Here is a 22,462-nt window from a genome sequence, read left to right on the forward strand (position 1 = left end):
AACTACATAAAACGTTCCTAATTATCAATCTAGCATTAAATATATGTAAAAAATCAATCTATTCATTCATTTTTAATGCTTATGTATGTACATTTGTTAATTTATTAGTTATATTATGGGTATTGAATGATTACGAAAAATTAATAAATCGCTTGTATAAACACCTTATATTTTTATATCCGTGAAAACTACAAAATGTATAAAATTCCATTTGTCAAATGAATTTAATGCGGAAGGAGGTTTGTGGTTACTTCATCGGGATATAATAATCAGTTTTGAACTGATAAAAATATAGGAGGCGACATAATGTTTCGTACGATTTCAAATTTCATGAGAGTAGCTGAGATAAGAAACAAAATTCTTTTTACACTAGCGATGCTAATTGTTTTTCGAATTGGCACGTTTATTCCAGTTCCTCATACTAACGCAGAGGTATTAAAAGTACAAGATCAAGCCAACGTTTTAGGTATGCTAAACGTATTTGGCGGAGGAGCACTGCAACACTTCTCAATCTTTGCTGTAGGTATCACACCATATATTACAGCTTCTATCATTGTACAATTACTACAAATGGACGTTGTACCTAAATTTACAGAATGGGCAAAGCAAGGAGAAATGGGCCGTAAGAAATCAGCTCAATTTACTCGCTACTTTACAATCATTCTCGCATTCATACAATCCATTGGGATGTCTTATGGTTTTAATAATATAGCAGGTGGACAATTAATTACAGATCAAAGCTGGACTACATACTTATTTATTGCGACAGTTTTAACTGCTGGTACTGCATTTTTACTTTGGTTAGGTGAACAAATTACCGCTAATGGCGTTGGTAATGGAATCTCAATGATTATCTTCGCAGGACTTGTTGCGGCGATTCCAAATGTCGCTAATCAAATTTATTTGCAACAATTCCAAAACGCAGGCGATCAGTTATTTATGCACATAATAAAAATGGTTTTAATTGGACTCGTAATTTTAGCGATAGTTGTTGGTGTTATTTACATTCAACAAGCTGTTCGAAAAATACCGATTCAATATGCAAAAGCTGTTTCAGGAAACAATCAATATCAAGGAGCAAAAAATACTCATTTACCTCTTAAAGTAAATAGTGCAGGTGTAATTCCTGTTATCTTTGCTTCAGCCTTTTTAATGACGCCGCGTACAATTGCGCAGCTCTTCCCTGACTCGAGCGTATCTAAATGGCTAATTGCGAATCTTGATTTTGCACATCCGTTTGGAATGGCGCTTTATGTTGGTCTTATCGTTGCTTTCACATACTTCTATGCATTTATTCAAGTAAACCCTGAACAAATGGCTGAGAATTTGAAAAAGCAAAACGGATATGTCCCGGGTATTCGCCCAGGTAAATCTACAGAACAGTATGTAACAAAAATTTTATACCGTTTAACATTTATCGGTGCGATTTTCTTAGGAGCAATTTCAATATTACCGCTCGTATTCACGAAAATCGCAACATTACCACCATCTGCTCAAATCGGCGGTACAAGTTTACTAATCATCGTAGGTGTTGCATTAGAAACGATGAAGACGTTAGAAAGTCAACTTGTTAAGCGTCATTATAAAGGTTTTATAAAAAAAGTGAATTAATTACAAAAACACACTAGAAGTCACAATAGCGACCTAGTGTGTTTTTATTATAAAAACTTATAATAACGGAGGTTTTGTCTTATGAGTCAAAGAATGTCTTATTATGATATTTCGCCTGATGGTATGAAAATTATGATGGATATGGAGAAATACACGAAGAAATCCTCAATTAATCGTGCTGTTAGAGAGCTTATAAAAATTAGAGTCTCTCAAATTAACGGCTGTGCTTATTGTATCGATATGCATACTTCTGACGCCCGAAAATTGGGTGAAGCCGAGCAAAGAATTTACTGCTTAAGCGCTTGGGATGATTGTGATTTTTATACTCCTGAAGAAAAAGTTGCTCTGGAACTATCGGAGCATATTACTCTCATTCCTACTAAAAGAGTTCCTGAAAATCTATATAACCGAGTACGTGAACACTTTGACGAAAAACAATATGTTGACCTTGTGTTAATCATTAATCAAATAAACAATTGGAATCGAATTTCTATCGCGATGGGCAATACCGTAATAAAAAAATAACACTTATCCACCAAACAATATGCGACCGATTTAGTTAAGTGTAAAATAAAATACACCCTATATAAAAACACAGTTGGTTATTTCTCCAACTGTGTTTTTGATTCTACTATCCCTAATCTATATTCTAATGTGTTAATCACTTTCTCTAAATTAACTATTTTTCCTTCTAAAGTTTGAATACGTTTTTCGCTGTTTTCTACATCATTAAACTTTAACTACATCTCTTTTTTTAACAACCTTCCTTGCTTAAAATAAACTCCAAGTGTAGAACGATTCGCTAAAAATACACCAATCAAGATTAAACAAGCTCCAATTCCCATTGCAGGATTTAATGGTTCTCCTAATACAAAATAACCTACAATAACAGCGATTAATGGGGATACATACAACCATGTTGATGGAAATATTGGATTTGTTTTTGATAAGAGCCAATAATATAAACCGTGCCCACCGATTGATCCTACAAATATGAGATATAAAATTGGCCATTGTACATTCCAAGATGTTAATACAGCTAAATTCGGCTGTTCCATTACAACAGATACAATTAATAGCAAAACTCCTCCATAAAACATTTGAATGCCGTTAATGAGAAATGGTGATACGTTAGGTAAATCTGAAAGTATCTCTTTAGAACGAATAGAACCTATTCCATAAAACAACTCTCCTACTAATATAACAAGGCATGCAATACTCCATATGAAAGTAAGTTCTTGATGCATGCCAGGTAAAGATATAAACAAAACTCCTGTAAGTGCTATAACTAAAGCAACAAGTTGTTCTTTTTGCAATTTTGTTTTATTTCTCTTTGATTGTAATAGCAAAATCATCATTGGGGCTGTTGCAGATAGAACTGCAGCTAATCCAGAAGAAATATATTGTTCAGCCCAGTAAAGGGTCGCGAATGTCATAAATGTTAAACAAAAACCAGCATATATAATACGTTTCGATAATAAGTAGGGCATAATATCCTTTCGCTTTAATTTAAAAATAATAATGAGAATAAGGCCCGCCAAAAAGAAACGAATTCCAGCTGAAAATAATGGTGGTGCGCCAGCTTCTATTCCAATTTTTATCGTTAAAAATGTCGTTCCAAAAATAATACATACTAAAATATAATTTAAAATGACCATTTTCCTTCCTCCTTTTTACTCTTGAAATGAGTATAGAGGATATGCTGTATAACAGTGTATCCACGCATATAACAGTTGAATAAAAATATAGTTGATTGTCAGACTGTTTTTCGCTTTAATTAAATTAAAAAGAAAAACAGGTGATTCTATGAAGATAGTACTACGTAAAGAATCCAACATACCATATTACCAACAAATATATATGCAAATTGTTGAGAGAATTCAAAGCGGGATGCTTTCACATGGCGATTACCTCCCTTCTTTACGTGCTATGGCCGATGATTTGCAAATTAGTTTATTAACTGTTCGTAAAGCTTATAAACAGTTAGAAACGAAAGGTTATATACGAATTGAACAAGGAAAAGGTGCCTATATACATAAACGTGTGAACAAAGATTTCAAACCAATTCCATATCAATGGCAACAAACGAAATCCATTAATGTTATGCGTTCTCAATATGTAATGAACCAACATCGTAAATATTTTGATTTTTCACAGGCTGTCCTTTATCCACGTTTATTACCAAATCCGTTTCTTTCAGATGAAATGCACAAATTACTTAATAAGGATCAAATGATACTGGCAACATATGGACCTGTTCAAGGTGACAAAGAACTTAGAGTGGAAATAACAAACTACTTAAAAGAACACCAACAAGTAGTTACAGATCCATCTCAATTATTAATTACAAGTGGTGCCCAGCAAGGAATTGATTTAATCGCCCAAACATTATTAAAACCTGGAGACATAGTGTTAGTAGAAAGTCCGTGTTACGGAGCGGCGCTTGATGTATTTGTTAATAAAGGAGTTCAAATTATCCCTGTTAGTCTTGATAACAACGGCATTCGCTCAGATTTAATCGATGATATTTGTCAAAGAAAGAATCCTGTTTTGTTATATGTGAATCCTACTTTTCAGAATCCAACGGGCACAGTAATGAGTAAAGAAAGAAGAATGGAACTTGTAGAACTAGCAGAGCTTTATCAATTTTTCATTTTAGAGGATGATTCTTTCGGAGAGATATATTTTGAGGATTTTAAAATTCCCCCTCCAATAAAAAGCTTTGATACAAATGGTCATGTTATATATTTAAAAGGATTTAGTAAAACGTTAGCACCAGGTCTTCGCATCGCGGCACTTGCAGCTGAAGGTCCTATCTTTGAATGGTTATACGCCGTTAAGGCTTCGATGGATATTGGTAGTCCCTTATTGACACAAAAAGCACTACTTCCTTTTTTACGCGCGGAACGAATGAAAAATCATTTAGAAAAATTACGGACTGCTTTACAAATTAGACGTGATTTAACAATTGATATATTATCTCCATTAAAAGAATTAGAATTTGAAATACCTAATGGAGGATTTAACTTATGGGTTACACTCCCTCAGTCAATCGATCCTTTTACATTATTACAAAAAGCGAATGAAGTAGATGTTTCTTTTTTACCCGGCACAGCTTGTCTGATAAACCATGAAAATCAATATAATCATTTGCGAATTAGTTATTCAATGTTAAATGAAAAAGATATGTTGATTGGATTAGAAAGATTACATGATACAATTGCCAAGTTTAAATCAATGATTTAAACTCTAAAACAACAACTAACCTCTTATTCACACAATAAAAAACCAACACTTTAAAATTTTATTAAAAGTCAAGATATAAGCTGAACCTATTATTAATAGTGAATTCTTATCTAATGTCATACATTATATGTATAAAAATTAAAAGGATAGAAGAGCTTGAATAAATTCGCCCTATCTATCCTCTTTTTAAACACAAATGACTAATCATAGCGGACTTCGCTGTCAACAGAACCTGTATTGCTCTATTGCTATGCTCAAACTTCTTTTTATTACTACTTGTTCAATAAGAGGTGTTTTCTTCCTGCATAAAATTTATTTTATAGGGAATTCATTATACTTATTAAAACAACAACATGATATAGACAAAACCAAAGAATAAACATAATGGACTATAGAACCAAGTGTCATATATAGCAAACTGAGAATGTTTAATTTTTTTGAAAAATCCAACAAACTTAAAATCACCAATTGCCCTAATAATGAAAACTAAAGCACAGACAATACTTCCGATTTTAGATAAACTATTTGCTTCGAACCCCTGCAAATAACCTACTTGAACAACAATAATGACACTAGCTAATAGAATAAGAATGGCTACGAATAATGTTCCCCATATTCTCGGAGTAAAAGCAGGCTTATGTTCTCCCTCTTTTACTGGGATAACAGCAGCAGAACCCCATCGACCTCCAAAAGCCCAATAAATATGCAAAAAACTGATAAACCACAGAAGCCCCACAGCTACTACTATTAATAGTAATTTCATTTATTCGCCCCCAATTTCGTAACTTCAAAGATAACATACACTACCGTATGTTATAGTGAAAATTTTGTCCCTTCAGGTTTTATAACCATATTAGGGACATTTATTATCGAATAATCAATTATGCCTCAGCATAATTGCGTCCGGAGGCTTTCACTTCTTTCAGTGGATGTTTGGACACCCGCTGAAAGAAGTGAAAAGCTCAACCATTTTATCAATATCAAAATTAGGATTTGCTTCAAACCTTGTCATCCATCCTACATACGTTAAATAGGCAAGTCTCGCTCGATCAATTGATTCAGTTTCGTCTACGCCCATTTTTTGATACAATTTTGCAACACAAGAAATTCTTTGTTCTTCTATATCTACTAAACGTGTTGCCACAACAGGATCATATTTAGCCCAAGCATAAATACCATTCTCAATTTTTTTATCTCGATTAAAACTAATCTGTAATAGCTGTTCTAAAGAGGCATCCTGTTGCTCCATACTTTGAACAATCAGCTTTGTTGCATGCACTTCCCAAAAGTCGAGCATAGAATCTAAAAGCTCTTGATGGTCACGAAAATAGTGATAGAAGCTTCCTTTGCTTATTTTTAGCAATCGAGCAAGTGCTTCAATGCGAACTTTATGTATACCTTCATTAGCTAATTGTTGTAATCCTACTTTTATCCAGTCTTCTCTCGTTAATTGCATATTATCTCTCCAATAAAATACGCTAGCGTATGTTTTACGTTAGATTACTACTATTCTCATTTTTTGTCAATTATTCATTCTGTTTATTTTTATGAACTTTAACGTTGTTGTTAATCGTAATATTGATCGTCATCACCCTCGATAAATTAGATAACACGAAAGTCCCTTCAGGATTACTGAAGGGACTTTTACACGTTTGCGAAAAGTCCCTTTATGTACAAGAAGCGCTTTTTAGTCTAAAACTATTTTTTCAGATTACATTGCTCTAGAAGCTTTTCTAGCATTTCCAAAGTAACTGGTTGTGCCTTGGTAGTTAGTTGATACCCAATCCGTCCATTCGTTTCTACAGTTGCTTGTTGTAAATTCTTGATTTCATGTATGCCTTTTTCTCTCAGATGCATAAATAATTGTTGTTCTGACATTTTCGCGCGTAATAAATTCTTTTTTAAGATTTCTCCGTTTTCTATAACAATAATGCTAGTTCCATTTAGAAACTTTTCTACTTTTCGTGATTTCAATTCAAAAAAATGAATAATAAGTAAAACACCCGCAAAAATAAACGCAGCAAAAATAGATGGGCCTACTTTCCTACTTAATATAGGTTCTACAATAATACGTCCTATAGAAACCACAATAATAATTTCAGCTCTCGTCATTTGGCTAACAGATTTACTACCTGTCAATTTTAAAACAATAATTCCAGTGAGGATTAAAATAATGCTTTCAAAAAGTATATTCATTACAGCCCAATCCTTTAATAGTGAATGTTACTAGTATTCCCATTAAAGGATTTTTATGATATTTTAAAGTATCCATTCTCTTTACGTGCCTTATTCTTTGAAGCACCTCTCTCCCAGCTAGTACTGGTAAAGCATCAACTTTCTTCATTGCTTCTACTTGTGATTCGTTACGAATCATTGCATACACAGTATGACCTTCTTTTATTAGCATTGGTATTAAAGAACGTGCTATTACACCTGTTGCACCTGCTACAAAAATTTCCAAATGTGTTTCTTCTTATTTTGAATATCATAATTGATACGAGACATATATAAGCTATGTATAATAATCAATATGAAAGATTCATCCAAAATTAAAGCTATAATGTTGGCTAGCAACCAATAGTGATAACATGATAATTGAATTTGATGGATATGGAATTAATGAGTATGTTATTGGTCATAACTGTTCTATCAGTAAGTTAAAAAAATGTATTTTAACGTAAAAAATGAAGAGTTATCTAATGAGGAGCTTATAAATTTATTTTGTGTACGTTATCATTTTGAAAACATTCCAAAGTCATTACAAGAAGACATTAAGAGTGATGTCGTCATTGACTTAGATACGGGCTATATTTATATCCCTAATAGATAACAATAATCCAGTAAACTAAAATGGTTTAATGTAACTTACGATTCAGACAAAAATTTAATACAATAAGTAATTGCCCAAATGGAAGTCGCGAATTGAGTGACAAAATACATTGTCCATTCAAAAGAAGTCAGTTTTCTCTCTCGTTTAATTTTCTTTAAGTATCTGTAAAATATTAATGTACTCAAAAACATAAGTAATAAAGAGAATTGTTGTAAATCATCGACTATACGTACCGCCATAGACTCCATCACTCTCCTATACAAAATATAGACTATACTTTAAGGATATCATTTTTTTGGTAATGATTCCCTATATATTTAATGAAGTTAAAAAGTGTTTTATGCGATATATGTGTAAAGATAATAAAGTTGTTTAATTTTGTTCTTAGAAATACATTAATCGCCTACTCATAAATTTGATGGGCGATTATTATTTTTGTTTAATAATTGCTTTATTTCAATCACGACATTAATAATAGGTTTTGGTCTAAATGATTCTTGCAAGGAATCTCCTAATCTTGGACTTACTGATTTGGAAAAATAAAATTATTATGATCGTCTCAATTACCATTATTTTGGAGAACAATGTGCTATTATATATTCGTAATCAATGAAATAATAAGAAAGAAGGGGCTGTTGTGGAAACAAAGATTATAGAAACAGAGAAGAAAATTGATTCAAAATCCCTTTTGGCTTTGGGATTATTAATTATTTTCGGGATTGTATATCAACTTTTCGCAGTGTTAGGAGATAATATACCTGCAGTATTGGGAATGATTCTTGAAGCTTTATGGAATCTTGTATTATGTGGAATTATAGGATACTATTTTTTAGGAAAAATATCATTAGAGCAATTTAAACATTTTAATATCAAGACATTACTTTGGGGTTTGCCTTTAACAATTATCGTAGGTATGGCTTCCAACTTAATATTCAGTTACATTTTTGAACCTGCAACTAAAAATTCCGTTGCTGAAGTAATAAGTATTTCTATGATTTTATTCCGTGTACCCTTTATGTTAATGGGTGAAGAGTTGATTTGCACTAATATAATTATCGCATTACAAAAATTAGGATTAAAATTTGGCACTGCATCATTAATATGTAGTTTGTTGTTCGCTTTGTGGCATATTCCAGCTTATGGTTTTGTGCCAATGCAGTTATTAATAACTATAATCCCAATTAGATTAGCACTAAATTATATATGGAAAAATTCAAAAAGTATTTGGGTAAGTTGGATTTGTCACTTTATTTTTGACTGTATTTCATTTGTACCAATGCTTTTTAAATAACTATTTTATCCCTCTATTTGTGGGCAGTAAACGCCCAATTGGTGAAGGCTAATAATCAGTGGAGGATGGACACCTCCACACTGATTAAAGTTTCACTTTATTTTTAAGAGGACTTTATTATTTATGTACAGTATAAAGAAAAAGAGCACTCAGCTATTGAGTGCTCTAAAAACATTAATTTTGATTCAAAACATTCTCCTCAAAATATTTCCCCCAATCTGGGCGTCTTCCATCCATATCTGTAAATCCATACTCTCTTCCTAATTCCCATGAACTTAACGCTCGTCCCGTTTTTTCATGAACATTTGGATCACTTGCTAAAGCTGCTACTGCTCTTCCAACAAAGAAAGGAGTTTCTGATGCGATAAAATGAGGGTCTTGTTTAGCTCCTTCTCGCCAATTCTCCTCTGTTACACCAAATATATCTAACATCGCTTCTGAACGAAGGAATCCTGGACTAACTGCGACAGCTGTAATATTGTGTTGTTCTAAATCTTTCGCCATAGCTTCTGCTAAATGAATTGTTGAGACTTTTGCTAAACTATAGTACAAATTACCTCGATATTGATAATCGACTCCATCTGTAATTTCAATAACAAGTCCCATTTTATTTTTCACCATTAATGGTACACCGTAATGGCTTGTCATTATATGAGAATGAACAGCTCTTTGTTGCATAAGTAGTCCGTTATGTAGATTGTGTTCCCAGAAAGGTTTCTCCCATTCCGTTAAAGGATCGCCGCCCCAAACATCGTTTACTAAAATATCAAGCTGTCCATTTTGTTCGTCTTGAATCTTTGTAAATAATGCTTTAATATCTTCTTCTACCGTATGATCAACACGAACTGCGATTCCTTTTCCGCCTTGCTTTGTAACAAGCTCTGCCGTTTCTTCAATCGTTTCAGTTCTTCCCATACAGGATAAATTCCCTTTTGTACTTCTTCCTGTTACATATACAGTTGCACCGGCTTCACCAAGCATCATCGCAATACCTCTTCCGGCGCCTCGTGTTGCTCCGGCCACAACTGCTACTTTACCTTGTAATGGTTTCATGTGATTCTCCTTACTCTTTATAATCAAGTATAATTATTTTCGGTACCCCGTTCTGATTTTAAGAAGGGGTTAAAATAATATTAATTAAATTTGATTAGCATTGCACCCTATGCTTCGTTGTGCAGCAGCGAAGTTCATGCTTTTTTGTTCGAAATCAGCACATCTAAATAGTGCTGATTGTACATAACGCCTAATATGTTTCCGAAGGGATCAACTACGGAAGCCGTGATGAATCCCACGCCGCGCTCTGTAGGTGCCTCATACTCTTTTGCTCCCATAGACAGTAGCTTATTGAAAGTTGCTGTTACATCATCAACATGCCAGTACACTATAGAGCCAGATGGGCCGGTCACTGAATCAGCTGGCGCATAACGGCTATCGATTAAACCTAGCTCGTGTTGGTAGTCGCCAATGCGAAATTCGGCATATCCTGGACGTTCAAAGTATGGTTCACTTCCTAATAGGTCAGCGTACCATTTCTTTGCGGCTGCTAGATTATCTGTCCAAAAACTAACTGTGGTTAGCCCTCGTAATGTCTGTGTATTGCTCATAATCGATCTCCTCCATAATGTTGAGTAATATTTCCACATACTAAAACGAAATAACACCTTCTGAATTACCTTTAATTCACATATAAATAACCCATTCTCTTATCCACATTCAAGAAAATGCCCTTTTAATGGAAGATCATGAACGTAACGATTTTTTTGTAATTAAACAATAATATTGTGAATCAATAAGAGCAATACATACAAACAAGGCTATTCTATTCAAAACACGCCCCCTCATAATTTTTATTCTTTTTTGAACTGAAAATCTACACGGTTCATTCGCTTTATTTCCTCACTTACTTTGCGAATCCCTTCTTCAATCTTGTCTTCTTTTACATTTGATACGTTTAACTTTAACAATCTCTCTTTATGAAAGTTACTTAAATAATTTTTATCAATAGAATCTATACTTATTTGACTCTTGCTTAAATTTTTAATAAATGTGTCCGTGACTATATTTTTTTTCAACTGTAAACAAGTGTGTATTCCAATTGGATCTACTGTTCTAGAAGTAAACAAATGTGGATTTTCATTTTGAACACCTTCTACTACTGCTGCTAGTTTTTTTGACCTATTGTAGTAAGATGCTTTTATTTTATGTTTATGCCGATCAAACATTCCGCTCTTTATGTAAATTTCTAAAGCAGCTTGCGAAATCATAGGACTATCGATATCTAAAATCTTTTTATACTTATAAAAGGCATCTGCAATGGATTGCGGGATGACTGCAACACCGACTCGCAATCCAGGAAAGATGATCTTCGAATAACTTTTTAAATATATAACATGATTACAATTATCTTGGCTGTAAAACGGATCTACTTTTGAATCAGTTTCTAAATCTGCTAAATAGTCGTCTTCTACTATAAATACATTATATTTCTTCGCAAGTTTAATAATCTTTTCTCTCTCTTTTTTAGAATACGAAGTTCCAAGTGGATGATGAAATCTTGGAGTTGTATAAAAGAATTTAATTTTTTCTGTGCTGAATATCCGCTCTAGTTCATTTAAATCTATCCCCTCATGCGTACGCTTAATTCCGATTACAGGAATGTTATTTGTTTCTACATATTCAATATATAAATGGTAACTTGGCTGTTCAATTAGAATCATATTATGTTCATTCGGAAATGGTATTGAAGTTAATATAGCAAGCGCCTGCTGCACACCTGACGTTATAAATATATTATCTTCCTTTGTGAAAACTTGATAGTTTGCTAACTGTTTTTGCACAACCGAAATTAAAGATGGTAACCCTTTCGGTGTTCCGTATATAAACAAATCATTCTTATAGGTATCAATCGCTTTATTAATGCAATGCTGAAAATCTAAGTATGGAAAAACATCTGGATCTGGGGCCGAAGAAGCGAAATCAATAATCTCGTTACTTTCTATGTAACTTCCAGATTTCTTAACAACGTAGTATCCACTTTGAGGTACAGAATAAATAATATGACGCTTTTCCAATTCATGCAGCGCTCGTATTACAGTCGCCTTATTACATTCATATTGTGTAACAAGCGACCGTATAGACGGTAATTTCTTTCCTTCTTTTATCTCACCATTTTGAATCATACTTTCTAAGTCGTTCAAAACATGTAAATATTTATACATCATTACACCTCCTATTTTTTTGTACCGGTACAGTTTGTATTTGTTCACATTGTAGCACTAGATCAGAAGGATTACTATGTACGTATACTGGCCAGTAAGAAATCAACTACTATGAGGTGGAATTATGACAAATACAACAAAAGCATATATATCAGCATTACTCTATTCATTTATTATTGGGTTTTCATTTATGTTTGTGAAACTAGCACTAACCATTACGAGTCCTCTTGATACTCTGGCTCACCGTTTTACAGTTGCCTTCATAGCAGCAACCATTCCGGTTATTTTCGGTTTTGTAAAGTTAAATATATCATTTAAAAACATACTTACACTTTTACCACTCGCAATATTTTATCCAGCATTGTTCTTTGCTTTCCAAGCATTTGGCTTAGTATATACAAGTTCATCTGAAGCTGGAATTATACAAGCAGCGATCCCTATATTTACGATGATACTAGCTTCCTATTTTTTAAAAGAATATACGAATACATGGCAAAAAACATCAGTATGTATTTCTGTCATAGGTGTCATTTATATATTTGTTATGAATGGTATAGGGGCTCATGAAACGAGCTTTATCGGTGTTATTCTCATTTTATTATCGGCATTATCATCTGCTTGCTACAATGTATTAGCTCGAAAAATGACAAAAAAATTCAAGCTGATGGATTTAACATACACAATGACAGCAATCGGTTTTATTAGTTTTAATTTCATCGCAATCATTGACCATATGAACAAAGGTACAATAACTGTATACTTTAAGCCATTTACGAATGGAACATTCCTTATCTCCATTTTATATTTAGGATTACTATCTTCCTTACTGACAGCATTATTATTAAACTATTCATTATCTTATATTGAAGCAGCCAAAATAAGTGTTTTTAGCAACTTATCTACACTTATTACCATTATCGCAGGCGTTGTATTCTTACACGAGCAAATTGCCTACTATCATATTGTCGGTACACTTATGATTGTTCTTGGAGTAATAGGCACAAATTTTCTAGGAAAAAAAGGAATCATAGCGAAAAAGAAGAATACCTCCTTGAGTAAATAAAAAGTGAGGGGTAAATAATGCAGAACTCTAATACGATCGATATCCGTAATATACATGAGCTAGAGAACGAATTATCTACTTTATTAAGTAAACCCATTTCTTCAGGAGAAGATTTAGAAAATTGGCTGAAAATACAGTCGAAATTAATATGGGAAATCGAAGAACAATTGAGATCACACTATATTGACTTTCAATGTAATACAGATAACAAAGAAATAAAAGATACATTTGGATATGATCAACAATATGTAAGGCCTCTTTTGAAACGTTATCAAAATTCCTTTGATAATAAATATTTAGAGTCACCATTTCGAATGCAACTTGATCCAAAAACTTATAGCTTACTAGATAAAAAAATAAAAAATGCGCAAACATTATTTTGTGAAAAGAACATTGATTTAGAAGTAAAAGAAGACAAATTAGTAACCGAGTACTTCGAAATTACAGGCAGTTTGACTGCACTATGGGATGGCGAAGAAAAAACAATTACTGAACTACAGTCTTACTTACAAAATCCGAATCGTGATATACGAAAAAAAGCAAAAACGCTCATTTCTGAAAAATTCTTATCTGTTGAAAATAATTTACAACATATTTTAAATGAATTAATTGCAATCCGTCACCAAAAGGCAAAAAACATTCAATTAGATAATTATCGTGATTATATGTTTAAAAAACATGAACGTTTTGATTATACGGCTGATGATTGCTATGAACTTGCAGAATCCGTTCGTAAATACGTTGTGCCACTTATTGATAATATATTTAATGAGAAAAAAGCTGAACTTCAAGTAGATACACTTCGTCCGTGGGATCTAAAAGCAGCCGCACCAAATCAAAAAGTATTAAAACCCATTGAAGACGAGGGTGATTTAATCGAAAAAAGTTCTCATATTTTACAAAAACTAGACCCAGAATTTTCTGCATTATTGAGCCGTATGCATAAAAATGATTGCTTAGATTTAGAAAGTCGTAAAGGAAAAGCACCTGGAGGATTTTGCGAACACTTACCTGCTTCTCAATTATCTTTTATTTTTATGAATCTCAATCATACACATTATGATGTTACTACTTTCCTCCATGAAATGGGCCATAGTATTCATAATGAATGTATGAAGCAGCTAAAGCTACAAAAATATTTAGAAATCCCTTCAGAATCAGCTGAGCTAGCCAGCATGACAATGGAATTGTTTTCGATGGAGTATTGGGATACATTTTATGAGAATACAGAAGAATTTATAAAAGCAAAATTAGATTTCTTTAAAGATATTGTTAAGTATTTACCACAAATGCTTATCGTTGATCAATTCCAACATTGGATGTATGAAAATCCAAATCATAATGCTAAAGAAAGAAATGAAAAATATTTAGAATTACATAACACTTACCAATCGAATGTGGTAAATATTGAAGGTTATGAAAACTGGATAGCAACTGGCTGGTTACCTGTACTACACATATTCGAAATACCATTCTATTATATCGAATATGCAATCGCGCAACTTGGTGCATTGCAAATGTATAAACAATATAAAGAGAATCCTAAACAAGCACTACAAAATTACAAAAAAGCATTATCTCTAGGTAGCTCTGAATCCTTACCAGAGGTATATGAAGCAGCTGGAATTCGTTTTGATTTTTCTAGTGAGACAATAAAAGAATTAATGGCATTTGTAGAAGAAGAATTAAATTTACTTGAACAAATATAAGTAAAAAAGATGTACCTATACTTTTAGGTGCATCTTTTTACTGTATTCTCTTCTAATTAGTTTCAATTTTCATCTCGCTTTATTAATAAGCTCTATATATTGTAGGTCCCCATATCCTATTGTTGGAAAAAGATTAAACAACCTTTTTAGTAACTCTTGTGTTGGTAAATCTTTATTTTTGGAGATATACTTTACTACTACATTATTTTCTTTTAGCATCTCTAAATATAAATCTATCGCCTGATACATTACAGGTAGTATCTCATGAGATGGCTTTTTATGATTTACTAGAACTTCATTGTAAACAGAAAAATAGTTCCCTAATTCAAGTTCAATTTGACTTACTTTAAATTCATCCTCTCTGAAGCTATTTAAGTATACTTTTCCCTTATAATCAGATTGTTCAAGGTAAGAAAGTACGGTAAGTAGATTCATTTGGCAAAACATATCCTCACCAAACCATAAAACGATACATTTATACTCTTTCTTAAAAAAATTCTCTAAAGGATGAATAACCTTTTTCATATAATTTTCTACAGTACCTTGATGTCCTTCTGCCCTTGTTTTAATAAACTCATCATCAAAAATCTGTGCAGTAGTCGCATTTACACACATAGCTTCATTAAATGGAGCGTAATCAGACTCTCCCATTAGTCTTTCGCTTTTAAATTCTTCATACATAAATTGACCATTTAATATGTTTAGTACATCTTTATCAAACAGCTCACTCTTCGCATTTCGTAACTGATTAACTTCAATTTTTCTAGAAAAATTCATTCTATCCCACTCCTTTCCATCATTGATTGAGAGTTTAATAAATGATTGAACCGGTATTTTGTTAAGTTGGAATTTTCCTGGGGTTATACCAAAAACAGTTTTAAATGCTCTACTATAAGCCTCTTGCGAAGAGTAATCGTAATCAAATGCGATATCAATTATCTTTCTATCATTCGTCAAATCTTCCGTTGATAAATACAATCTTCTAAGAAGAATATATCGTCTAATACTTATCCCTGTTACTTGATGAAATTTAAACGAACAGATGTAAGGAGAATACCCCATATAATCAGATAATTTATCTAATGAAAACTCCTTTTTTAAATTGCCCTCAATCCATTCAATCATTAGCTGTATATGTTCATTCATTTATCTCCCTCCTCTCTAAATATTATAAGAAGTATCCACTTCTTTCTTTTGATATTTCTTGTGGTTTATAACATTAACCACCCTCTAGAACCTTTAAATATCATATGTAATTACTCATTTCATCTTTTTTCAGCTATCTTATTTTGTCATACATTTACTTAACTTTTCAATAAAGTGAAACTTTAATCAGTGGGGAGTTTGTTCCTCCCCACTGAATATTATCCCATACTAATCGGACTTTTACGGGATAAATCTTTTTTAAAGGATTCTACCAAATAAAACACGAAATTTGTAAGTTAATGAACTAGTAGTTTTGTGAGTGGAAAATTTATGTTTGGAAAGGAAGTTAAAATGAATAATATAGAAAAAGAGATACTTAAACTAATTAATAAACTATATCCAAATGATTGATTTTCAAGACTGTGAAAAACATTTTTACATATTCGATTTAGCTGTTCCAGTCTATAGCGCGAAATGAGTAAAAAAATAAATGATCCACTATTTTAATAGGGATCAAAATAAATACTTGAAAACATCTTTTATTTACAGAGGTGTACTCTCCGCCAATCTAGCTGCGTTAATAATAGGAGCCCACTGGAAAATTTCATCTCTTAATAAACCTGTTTTTTTGCAATATATATGTAAATACATTTCAGCTAATTCCACTGAATTCTGTGAATACAATAAGTATGTCCGAAACACATCTGCACGAATATCACCTGAACTAGCATCAACCCAATCTATAATTTTCACATCACCATTACTCATAATTAAATTAAACGGATGTAAATCACCATGACATAATCTAGGTTCAAATGTGATTGAATCTAACTTTTTTAATATATTTCCCTTTTGTTTTTCATCCAGATTATGAACAGAATTAATTTGACGATAAAGCCTCTTTTCCATCAGCTCTATTTCATGCGATCTCACACAGATCGCATGAATCTTTTGTTGTACACTAACACATATACTTATATAATGCTCCGCTTTACTCAAATTATTAAGCAAAAGCTCACCAACACTTTCCCCTTCTACATATTCCATAATAATAGCTTGTCTACCTTGTATCTCTGTAACTTTAAATACTTTAGGAACGTGTAAACCACATGAATATGCATACTTTTGTTTTTGTGCTTCGTATAGAGATTCTGTATTAGGGAGGCATTCTTTAAACAATTTCACAACTTTATTATCACAAAGATAAATTTCAGCCGTATTTCCTTTGGCTATCGGATTTCCTAGATTCAATTCATTTCTCTCCTTACAGCAAATTAAAATAACGCTTTATAGTCCTCTATAAATTCAGTGTAATTATACTGAAACCCTTCTTCATGAAAATAAAAAAAACTTACCCCTCCCTATAATTATATAGAAAGTGGTAAGTTTAATTTTCTAGGAATATCGGAATGAAACTCCGGTGTATGCAAAACAGAAAATGAATACCCTTGTTGAATAAACACTACTTCAGTATGTTTACTTTCAAATGGAACACCATTTTTCTTAAAGTTATTTTGGATTTGTTGTAAAAACGCATGATCCGGTGTTCCGAATGAAACATGTACTTTCGGTGGTAAAGCTTTCATCGCGATTGGAATCCACGGTCGCTGCCACCAGGTTGCAACGATATATGCAGTGCCACCTATAACAAAGTTGAAAATATCCCCATCTTCCTTCGTTTTCATGTCTAGATTTGATTTCAACCATTCCGTAAATACAGGTACACTTTTAACCGGAAGACCAATTTCCCTTACGTATAAAATGTTTAACGGTGAATGCGGGACTATTACCTCTTCTTTAACATAACTATGTGCGATAATTTCGAGAAGATTTCCATCACCATCTTTAAAGTATAAATTGAATAGACCGCTCTCCTCACCAATTGTATGACCATCTTTCCATTTCACAATGAGTAATCCAGACTCTTTAAGCCATTTTGCCGTTTCATGAAATTTTGAATATGGGATCTCAAAAGCGAAATGCGCAGGTGCAATTGCTTCATACACTTCTTGAAAACTAATTGTTGTATACGATGTTACTTCAAATTGAATATATGATGCGGTTTCTTTTTTTATTGGAAAAGATAATATGTCTTTATAGACTTGTTTTACCCCTTCTATAGAAACCGTTTGTAGTTTTATATCTGATATATGTGTAATCACTTTACATTCCCCCTTGTTTCTTATTATCTATTCTTATTGTATTACACTTATAAATAGATAAAATCAAACCGAAGGGTGGATTTTCCGTGTAAAAACTACAACTTTAGTATGAATATGTTAGCTCCAATTACTTTTTATTTCCTCTATAACAACTTCTGGTTTATCCCAGTGTAACAAATGTGTAGTATCAAAGATTAATTTTACTTTCGCGCCAGTTTTTAACTTGAAAATTTTTACTGTCTTTTCTCTATAATCATCCCATATCTGCGGTAGTGTAGCTCGAAGTAATACAATATTAGATGGTAACTTCTCGTAAATATCTATCGTTTCATCTTTATGCATACCTCTTATTATATTACCAGCTGTTGTACCTCTCGCATGCCAACATACTTTATTATCCATTTCAATCTCTAGATCTTTTACAGCAACTTCTAATAATGGAGACCACCTAGTATATGCTTCTTTTTCACTTTTGAAAAATCCATCCCAATTATTAAAAATATATTCTTCAAAATCCTTTTCGTAATACGCGATTTCCTCTTCAAGCGTTTCTTCTTGAAGCCTTTTTGTTTGATATCCTCCATCAATAAGAATGCTTCCTAGTACTTTTTCTGGATTATTTAATAAATAAAATAGTGCTACAAAACTTCCCCACGAATGTGATAAAAAATAGAAATGTTCAATTCTCAGTTCATTTATTATTTCATTTAACCAGTTTGCTAAATTCAGCATCTCACAATCTTCCGTTCTTTCAAAGGGCGGTGTTTTACCATGCCCAGGTGCATCAATGGAGATAAATCTATACTCTTCCTTTAATTCCTCTGCAATTTCTATAAAACTTAAACTCGTACTACCTAACCCATGTAAACAAAAGATAACGGGCTTTTCATTATTTCCCCACTCAGTAATATGCGCGTTTATTTTTTCGTTGTTAATATAGTAACGTTTCAAAATAATTATCCCCTATATTTCAATTTTCAGATTACTACTTTACCTATTTCTATGATTTTTAAGTTTCCCCTGCATTCTTTTCCACAAAAAAAGCTGATTTTCTTTTAAAGAAAATCAGCTTTTACGTTAAAATACACTATGATTTAACAGCAATAATCATAAACCTTTTTGAATTCGTACGAATACCTTTTTCGGAACTATTAGCGTCAATGAAATTTTGTAAAATATTAAAGTCCTCTTCTTTTTCTCCAAATCTAGGAATAATAGGCGTATGTTTTAATAAGAAAATAAGATCCTCAGGAGTATTGTAATAATCAGTAACATCATATTCACGTACTTGTACGAGTTCAAATCCTGCACTAATAAGTTCACCCATATAATTATCTTTTAACGTACCATCTCTTTCACCTAAACATTGCCCTCTACCAAATGCTTCTTTAAGATTTAATTTATCATGTTCGCTAACTTGTTGTGTTAAGAAAAAAGCACCTTTTTTCATTACTTTTGCCAATTCAGGTGCTACAAACGGCGCATGACAACTTGAAGTAATATCAAAATGAGCATGCGGAAACGTTAAAAATTCCGAATCCATTTGAAGAAATTCAACATTTTGTACACCTGCTTTATTCAAATTGGAATGTGCTGTTTTGATCATTCCTTTAGAGTTATCTATTCCAATCAGTAATGCAGCTGAAGATGCTATTTTTAATATATTCTCTCCTCCACCTGTGCCAACATCAAGTAGAATATCTGATGGTTTACATCTTTCTTGCACTTCGCCATAAAAGTCCCAAGTGTCACCTACAGTTTCACACTTTAGCTTACTAAAGTCCCACCCATTTAATCGTCCCACTTTATCATAAAAACTTTTATACTCTAATTCATTCATGTTATTATTTCCCCTTTGTAAAAATGCATTAACTGTTTAGATGATTCTCGAAATAGACTCATAGTTGATATTATCGTGAAAGGGCCTACGTCTTCTTTTATATCTGCTACGCATTTTTTCAGCCCCGAACAACTAGTTACTTCGAACGATACAGCATTTCATCTATATTACTTCATCTGGAAGACTGCATATATAATAACCTATAACACTATTTAATTATATATTATAAAATGCAAATTACTAAAACGATATGTTTCGACAAACCCCATTTAGTTTACATAATAATATTATAGTTTGTTTTTATCGATATATTCTAAATGTCCTCTTCCCCAACCACACATACTATCCAAAACAATACTGACTGTTTTTCCATGCTCAGTTAAGCTATATTCCACTTTAGGTGGTATTTCTTGATAAATTTCGCGTTTTATTAGTTGATCGTGCTCTAATTCACGAAGCTGCTTCGCTAATGTTCCTTGAGAAATGCCTGGCATTAATCGCTTTAATTCACCAAACCGTTTCGTTCCATCTGTTAATAATATAAATAAAATGAGTGGCTTCCATTTCCCACCGATTATTTGTAATGTCGCTATTACCCCTTTTAATTTCGGTTCCTCTAAATTCACTTTCCTCACCACTCCCCTCAAATCATAAATTATAATGAGTAATTTTTTATATTATGTATCCATATAACAAGCGATTAGTACGAAATTTGCGACTATGTACATATAAAGTGCGTACTTTTCACTTGCAATCTTTTAGCGAATAATACAAGCATAGCAGTTTTATTTTAAAGTTTTTATTAAAGGAGGGGCTAAAATATGTCTATTACTACATTAAAAGATACTCGTATCGTTATCATTGGTGGAAGCTCTGGTATTGGATTAGTAACAGCAAAACAAGCAATCGAACAAGGCGCACATGTTATTATTGCAGGACGCTCGGAAGAAAAATTAAAAATTTCTCGAGAATTAATAAATAACAACCATCTTCAAACTTATGTATTGGATAATCAAAATAAAGAGCAATTACAAGATTTTTTCAAGACAGTTGGGAATTTTGATCATTTATTCACACCGGGAGCCTCTTACACACTTGGACCAATAACCGCTACAGAGGAAATTGCTGAAAGCAGCTTTATCGGAAAGTTTTGGCCACAATATTACGCCGTAAAATATGCGATTCCTTTTCTTTCAAACTCTGGATCTATCGTGTTAATGTCCGGTGCATTTAGTCAAAGACCACTTAAAGGTGCACCTGCTTATGGCGCTTGTAATGGTGCTATTGAAAGCTTAGGGAAAGCTTTAGCTGTTGAATTAGCTCCTATTAGAGTTAATGTTGTTTCTCCTGGAACGATACGAAGAGAGAATGAACAAAGTGAGAAAAGACTAGCTGCTTATGAAGATTATAAATCTCTTTCTCTTGTACAGAGACCTGGGTATAATGATGAAATTGCACATACTGTCCTGTATTTAATGCAAAATGGTTTTACTACAGGTAATGTATTATTTCCTGATGGAGGATACACATACCATTAAATTATTTAAAACAAAAGCCCCTTATTAAGGTGGCTTTTGTTGCTAATTTAGAAACTGCTGAAGTAATACAGGATCCTTTTTTAAAAGTTCTGCTAAAAACAAAAGTTGAGGAAAAGGTTGTAAGATTAACTCCTTATCCATTTTTTCTTTCAATATAGCCATTCCACCTTGCTTAATATAATCGTTTAGTGTTATTTCCTTACTACAAATTAGCCTAATATCACTTACTGAAAGTAATAATAGTCCGTTTGTTTCAGAAGATGGATTTGGTTCATTTTCTGAATGTGCAATATACATAATAGATAAAGTTTCATATGGACTATCAATAATTAATATTGGAGCGACTTCATTTTCTACTTTTATTTTCTTTGATTGTGCATTCCAATTCTCTTTGTAGTATGTACTTGGTGAACTCAATATAGTAATATCAATAGCAGCTTCTTCTTTCACTTCTCTTTTAGCGGTTTCTACTGCTGTCTCATTGTTTTCTTTATGGCCTCCCAGCCTTACTACACCTAATGTATCGCCTTTTCTTGTTGGACCAACTTGAAAAATAAATAGATTATTATAAAGAACATACGCGCCAGATGTTCTTACGTCTCTATTAATATCTATCAAAATTCCCCCTCCAAATCATTAAAACATTATGAAACACTACTATTTAGATTTGCATGTCTACTAAGTTTAATTTATGGTCTGTTGCAACCTTTAAAAGGAATGCAATTTTTAGATTTTGGGATTTACATCTACTTCGAAACTCAACTTTATCTTAAATATTGACATTGTGTGAGAGTCAACTATTTTTAAC

General features: G+C 32.5%; 23 protein-coding genes and 2 pseudogenes. 9 read left to right on the forward strand and 16 right to left on the reverse strand.

Annotated elements, in window-relative coordinates:
- Positions 1 to 306 precede the first annotated feature (306 nt).
- Both secY and MKX66_RS07030 read left to right on the forward strand, forming a co-directional pair.
- Positions 307 to 1,611, forward strand: coding sequence for a preprotein translocase subunit SecY (secY, locus tag MKX66_RS07025; RefSeq protein WP_002141891.1), 1,305 nt, complete (start codon positions 307 to 309; stop codon positions 1,609 to 1,611).
- 81 nt (positions 1,612 to 1,692) lie between these two features.
- A complete protein-coding gene (locus tag MKX66_RS07030; RefSeq protein WP_193653764.1) occupies positions 1,693 to 2,136 on the forward strand; it encodes a carboxymuconolactone decarboxylase family protein in 444 nt (147 codons plus the stop codon).
- Between the two features lie 215 nt (positions 2,137 to 2,351).
- Here MKX66_RS07030 and MKX66_RS07035 read toward each other — a convergent pair whose 3' ends face one another.
- On the reverse strand, positions 2,352 to 3,269 hold the full coding sequence (locus MKX66_RS07035) for a DMT family transporter (RefSeq protein ID WP_044442047.1): 918 nt from the start codon (positions 3,267 to 3,269) through the stop codon (positions 2,352 to 2,354).
- A gap of 148 nt (positions 3,270 to 3,417) precedes the next feature.
- Between MKX66_RS07035 and pdxR the strand changes: the two genes are divergently transcribed.
- A complete protein-coding gene (pdxR, locus tag MKX66_RS07040) occupies positions 3,418 to 4,857 on the forward strand; it encodes a MocR-like pyridoxine biosynthesis transcription factor PdxR (protein ID WP_002141887.1) in 1,440 nt (479 codons plus the stop codon).
- 340 nt (positions 4,858 to 5,197) lie between these two features.
- Here the strand turns inward: pdxR and MKX66_RS07045 are convergent, their stop codons facing one another.
- The 4 genes from MKX66_RS07045 to MKX66_RS07060 all read right to left on the reverse strand — a co-directional run bounded on the left by MKX66_RS07045 (position 5,198) and on the right by MKX66_RS07060 (position 7,318).
- On the reverse strand, positions 5,198 to 5,620 hold the full coding sequence (locus tag MKX66_RS07045) for a DUF3995 domain-containing protein (protein WP_326997798.1): 423 nt from the start codon (positions 5,618 to 5,620) through the stop codon (positions 5,198 to 5,200).
- A 159-nt stretch (positions 5,621 to 5,779) separates the two neighbouring features.
- Complete coding sequence (locus tag MKX66_RS07050; RefSeq protein ID WP_002032294.1) at positions 5,780 to 6,313, reverse strand: TetR/AcrR family transcriptional regulator; 534 nt, start codon at positions 6,311 to 6,313, stop codon at positions 5,780 to 5,782.
- Positions 6,314 to 6,555: 242 nt separating this feature from the next.
- Positions 6,556 to 7,053: a DUF421 domain-containing protein gene (locus MKX66_RS07055; protein WP_002189697.1), complete on the reverse strand. Its 498-nt coding sequence runs from the start codon at positions 7,051 to 7,053 to the stop codon at positions 6,556 to 6,558.
- Positions 7,037 to 7,318, reverse strand: coding sequence for an NmrA family NAD(P)-binding protein (locus MKX66_RS07060; RefSeq protein WP_002189695.1), 282 nt, complete (start codon positions 7,316 to 7,318; stop codon positions 7,037 to 7,039). The genes MKX66_RS07055 and MKX66_RS07060 overlap by 17 nt, the downstream gene beginning before the upstream one ends.
- Before the next feature lie 127 nt (positions 7,319 to 7,445).
- Between MKX66_RS07060 and MKX66_RS07065 the strand changes: the two are divergent.
- Positions 7,446 to 7,687, forward strand: a pseudogene (locus MKX66_RS07065) (hypothetical protein).
- Positions 7,688 to 7,722: 35 nt separating this feature from the next.
- Here the strand turns inward: MKX66_RS07065 and MKX66_RS07070 are convergent.
- Positions 7,723 to 7,926 carry a hypothetical protein gene (locus MKX66_RS07070; RefSeq protein ID WP_033709141.1) on the reverse strand — a complete coding sequence of 68 codons (204 nt, stop codon included), beginning with the start codon at positions 7,924 to 7,926 and terminating at the stop codon, positions 7,723 to 7,725.
- Between the two features lie 398 nt (positions 7,927 to 8,324).
- On the opposite strand from MKX66_RS07070, the gene MKX66_RS07075 reads away from it, so the two are divergent.
- A complete protein-coding gene (locus MKX66_RS07075; protein ID WP_341085837.1) occupies positions 8,325 to 8,978 on the forward strand; it encodes a CPBP family intramembrane glutamic endopeptidase in 654 nt (217 codons plus the stop codon).
- A 174-nt stretch (positions 8,979 to 9,152) separates the two neighbouring features.
- Here the strand turns inward: MKX66_RS07075 and MKX66_RS07080 are convergent, their stop codons facing one another.
- From MKX66_RS07080 to MKX66_RS07090, 3 genes are all read right to left on the reverse strand, one after another.
- Positions 9,153 to 10,031 (reverse strand): SDR family oxidoreductase, encoded by an 879-nt coding sequence (locus tag MKX66_RS07080; protein WP_002032284.1) that lies wholly within the window; start codon positions 10,029 to 10,031, stop codon positions 9,153 to 9,155.
- 134 nt (positions 10,032 to 10,165) lie between these two features.
- Entirely contained in the window at positions 10,166 to 10,582 is a 417-nt protein-coding gene (locus MKX66_RS07085; RefSeq protein WP_002127537.1) for a VOC family protein, read from the reverse strand.
- A gap of 243 nt (positions 10,583 to 10,825) precedes the next feature.
- Complete coding sequence (locus tag MKX66_RS07090) at positions 10,826 to 12,196, reverse strand: aminotransferase-like domain-containing protein (RefSeq protein WP_002189692.1); 1,371 nt, start codon at positions 12,194 to 12,196, stop codon at positions 10,826 to 10,828.
- Between the two features lie 124 nt (positions 12,197 to 12,320).
- On the opposite strand from MKX66_RS07090, the gene MKX66_RS07095 reads away from it, so the two are divergent.
- Together MKX66_RS07095 and MKX66_RS07100 are read left to right on the forward strand one after the other, a co-directional pair.
- A complete protein-coding gene (locus tag MKX66_RS07095; RefSeq protein WP_000185903.1) occupies positions 12,321 to 13,259 on the forward strand; it encodes a DMT family transporter in 939 nt (312 codons plus the stop codon).
- A 17-nt stretch (positions 13,260 to 13,276) separates the two neighbouring features.
- Positions 13,277 to 14,968 (forward strand): M3 family oligoendopeptidase, encoded by a 1,692-nt coding sequence (locus MKX66_RS07100; protein ID WP_326997803.1) that lies wholly within the window; start codon positions 13,277 to 13,279, stop codon positions 14,966 to 14,968.
- Positions 14,969 to 15,037: 69 nt separating this feature from the next.
- Here MKX66_RS07100 and MKX66_RS07105 read toward each other — a convergent pair whose 3' ends face one another.
- Positions 15,038 to 16,114: a helix-turn-helix domain-containing protein gene (locus MKX66_RS07105; protein ID WP_341085838.1), complete on the reverse strand. Its 1,077-nt coding sequence runs from the start codon at positions 16,112 to 16,114 to the stop codon at positions 15,038 to 15,040.
- Between the two features lie 397 nt (positions 16,115 to 16,511).
- On the opposite strand from MKX66_RS07105, the pseudogene MKX66_RS07110 reads away from it, so the two are divergent.
- A pseudogene (locus tag MKX66_RS07110) lies at positions 16,512 to 16,586 on the forward strand (aminoglycoside phosphotransferase); the annotation flags it as partial.
- 71 nt (positions 16,587 to 16,657) lie between these two features.
- Here MKX66_RS07110 and MKX66_RS07115 read toward each other — a convergent pair.
- The 5 genes from MKX66_RS07115 to MKX66_RS07135 form a co-directional block, all read right to left on the reverse strand.
- Positions 16,658 to 17,365 (reverse strand): phosphotransferase family protein, encoded by a 708-nt coding sequence (locus tag MKX66_RS07115; protein WP_341085839.1) that lies wholly within the window; start codon positions 17,363 to 17,365, stop codon positions 16,658 to 16,660.
- Positions 17,366 to 17,481: 116 nt separating this feature from the next.
- Positions 17,482 to 18,276 (reverse strand): VOC family protein, encoded by a 795-nt coding sequence (locus MKX66_RS07120; RefSeq protein WP_341085840.1) that lies wholly within the window; start codon positions 18,274 to 18,276, stop codon positions 17,482 to 17,484.
- Between the two features lie 117 nt (positions 18,277 to 18,393).
- Positions 18,394 to 19,227 carry an alpha/beta hydrolase gene (locus tag MKX66_RS07125; RefSeq protein ID WP_341085841.1) on the reverse strand — a complete coding sequence of 278 codons (834 nt, stop codon included), beginning with the start codon at positions 19,225 to 19,227 and terminating at the stop codon, positions 18,394 to 18,396.
- Between the two features lie 136 nt (positions 19,228 to 19,363).
- Positions 19,364 to 20,116 (reverse strand): class I SAM-dependent methyltransferase, encoded by a 753-nt coding sequence (locus MKX66_RS07130; protein ID WP_341085842.1) that lies wholly within the window; start codon positions 20,114 to 20,116, stop codon positions 19,364 to 19,366.
- A gap of 287 nt (positions 20,117 to 20,403) precedes the next feature.
- A complete protein-coding gene (locus MKX66_RS07135; protein ID WP_002141868.1) occupies positions 20,404 to 20,751 on the reverse strand; it encodes a winged helix-turn-helix transcriptional regulator in 348 nt (115 codons plus the stop codon).
- A 186-nt stretch (positions 20,752 to 20,937) separates the two neighbouring features.
- On the opposite strand from MKX66_RS07135, the gene MKX66_RS07140 reads away from it, so the two are divergent.
- Positions 20,938 to 21,654 (forward strand): SDR family oxidoreductase, encoded by a 717-nt coding sequence (locus MKX66_RS07140; protein WP_002032271.1) that lies wholly within the window; start codon positions 20,938 to 20,940, stop codon positions 21,652 to 21,654.
- A gap of 42 nt (positions 21,655 to 21,696) precedes the next feature.
- Here the strand turns inward: MKX66_RS07140 and MKX66_RS07145 are convergent, their stop codons facing one another.
- Positions 21,697 to 22,272 carry an NUDIX hydrolase gene (locus tag MKX66_RS07145; RefSeq protein WP_078185743.1) on the reverse strand — a complete coding sequence of 192 codons (576 nt, stop codon included), beginning with the start codon at positions 22,270 to 22,272 and terminating at the stop codon, positions 21,697 to 21,699.
- Positions 22,273 to 22,462 lie beyond the last annotated feature (190 nt).

The sequence above is a fragment of the Bacillus sp. FSL R9-9530 genome (assembly GCF_038008145.1).
Taxonomy (GTDB): Bacteria; Bacillota; Bacilli; order Bacillales; family Bacillaceae_G; genus Bacillus_A; species Bacillus_A mycoides.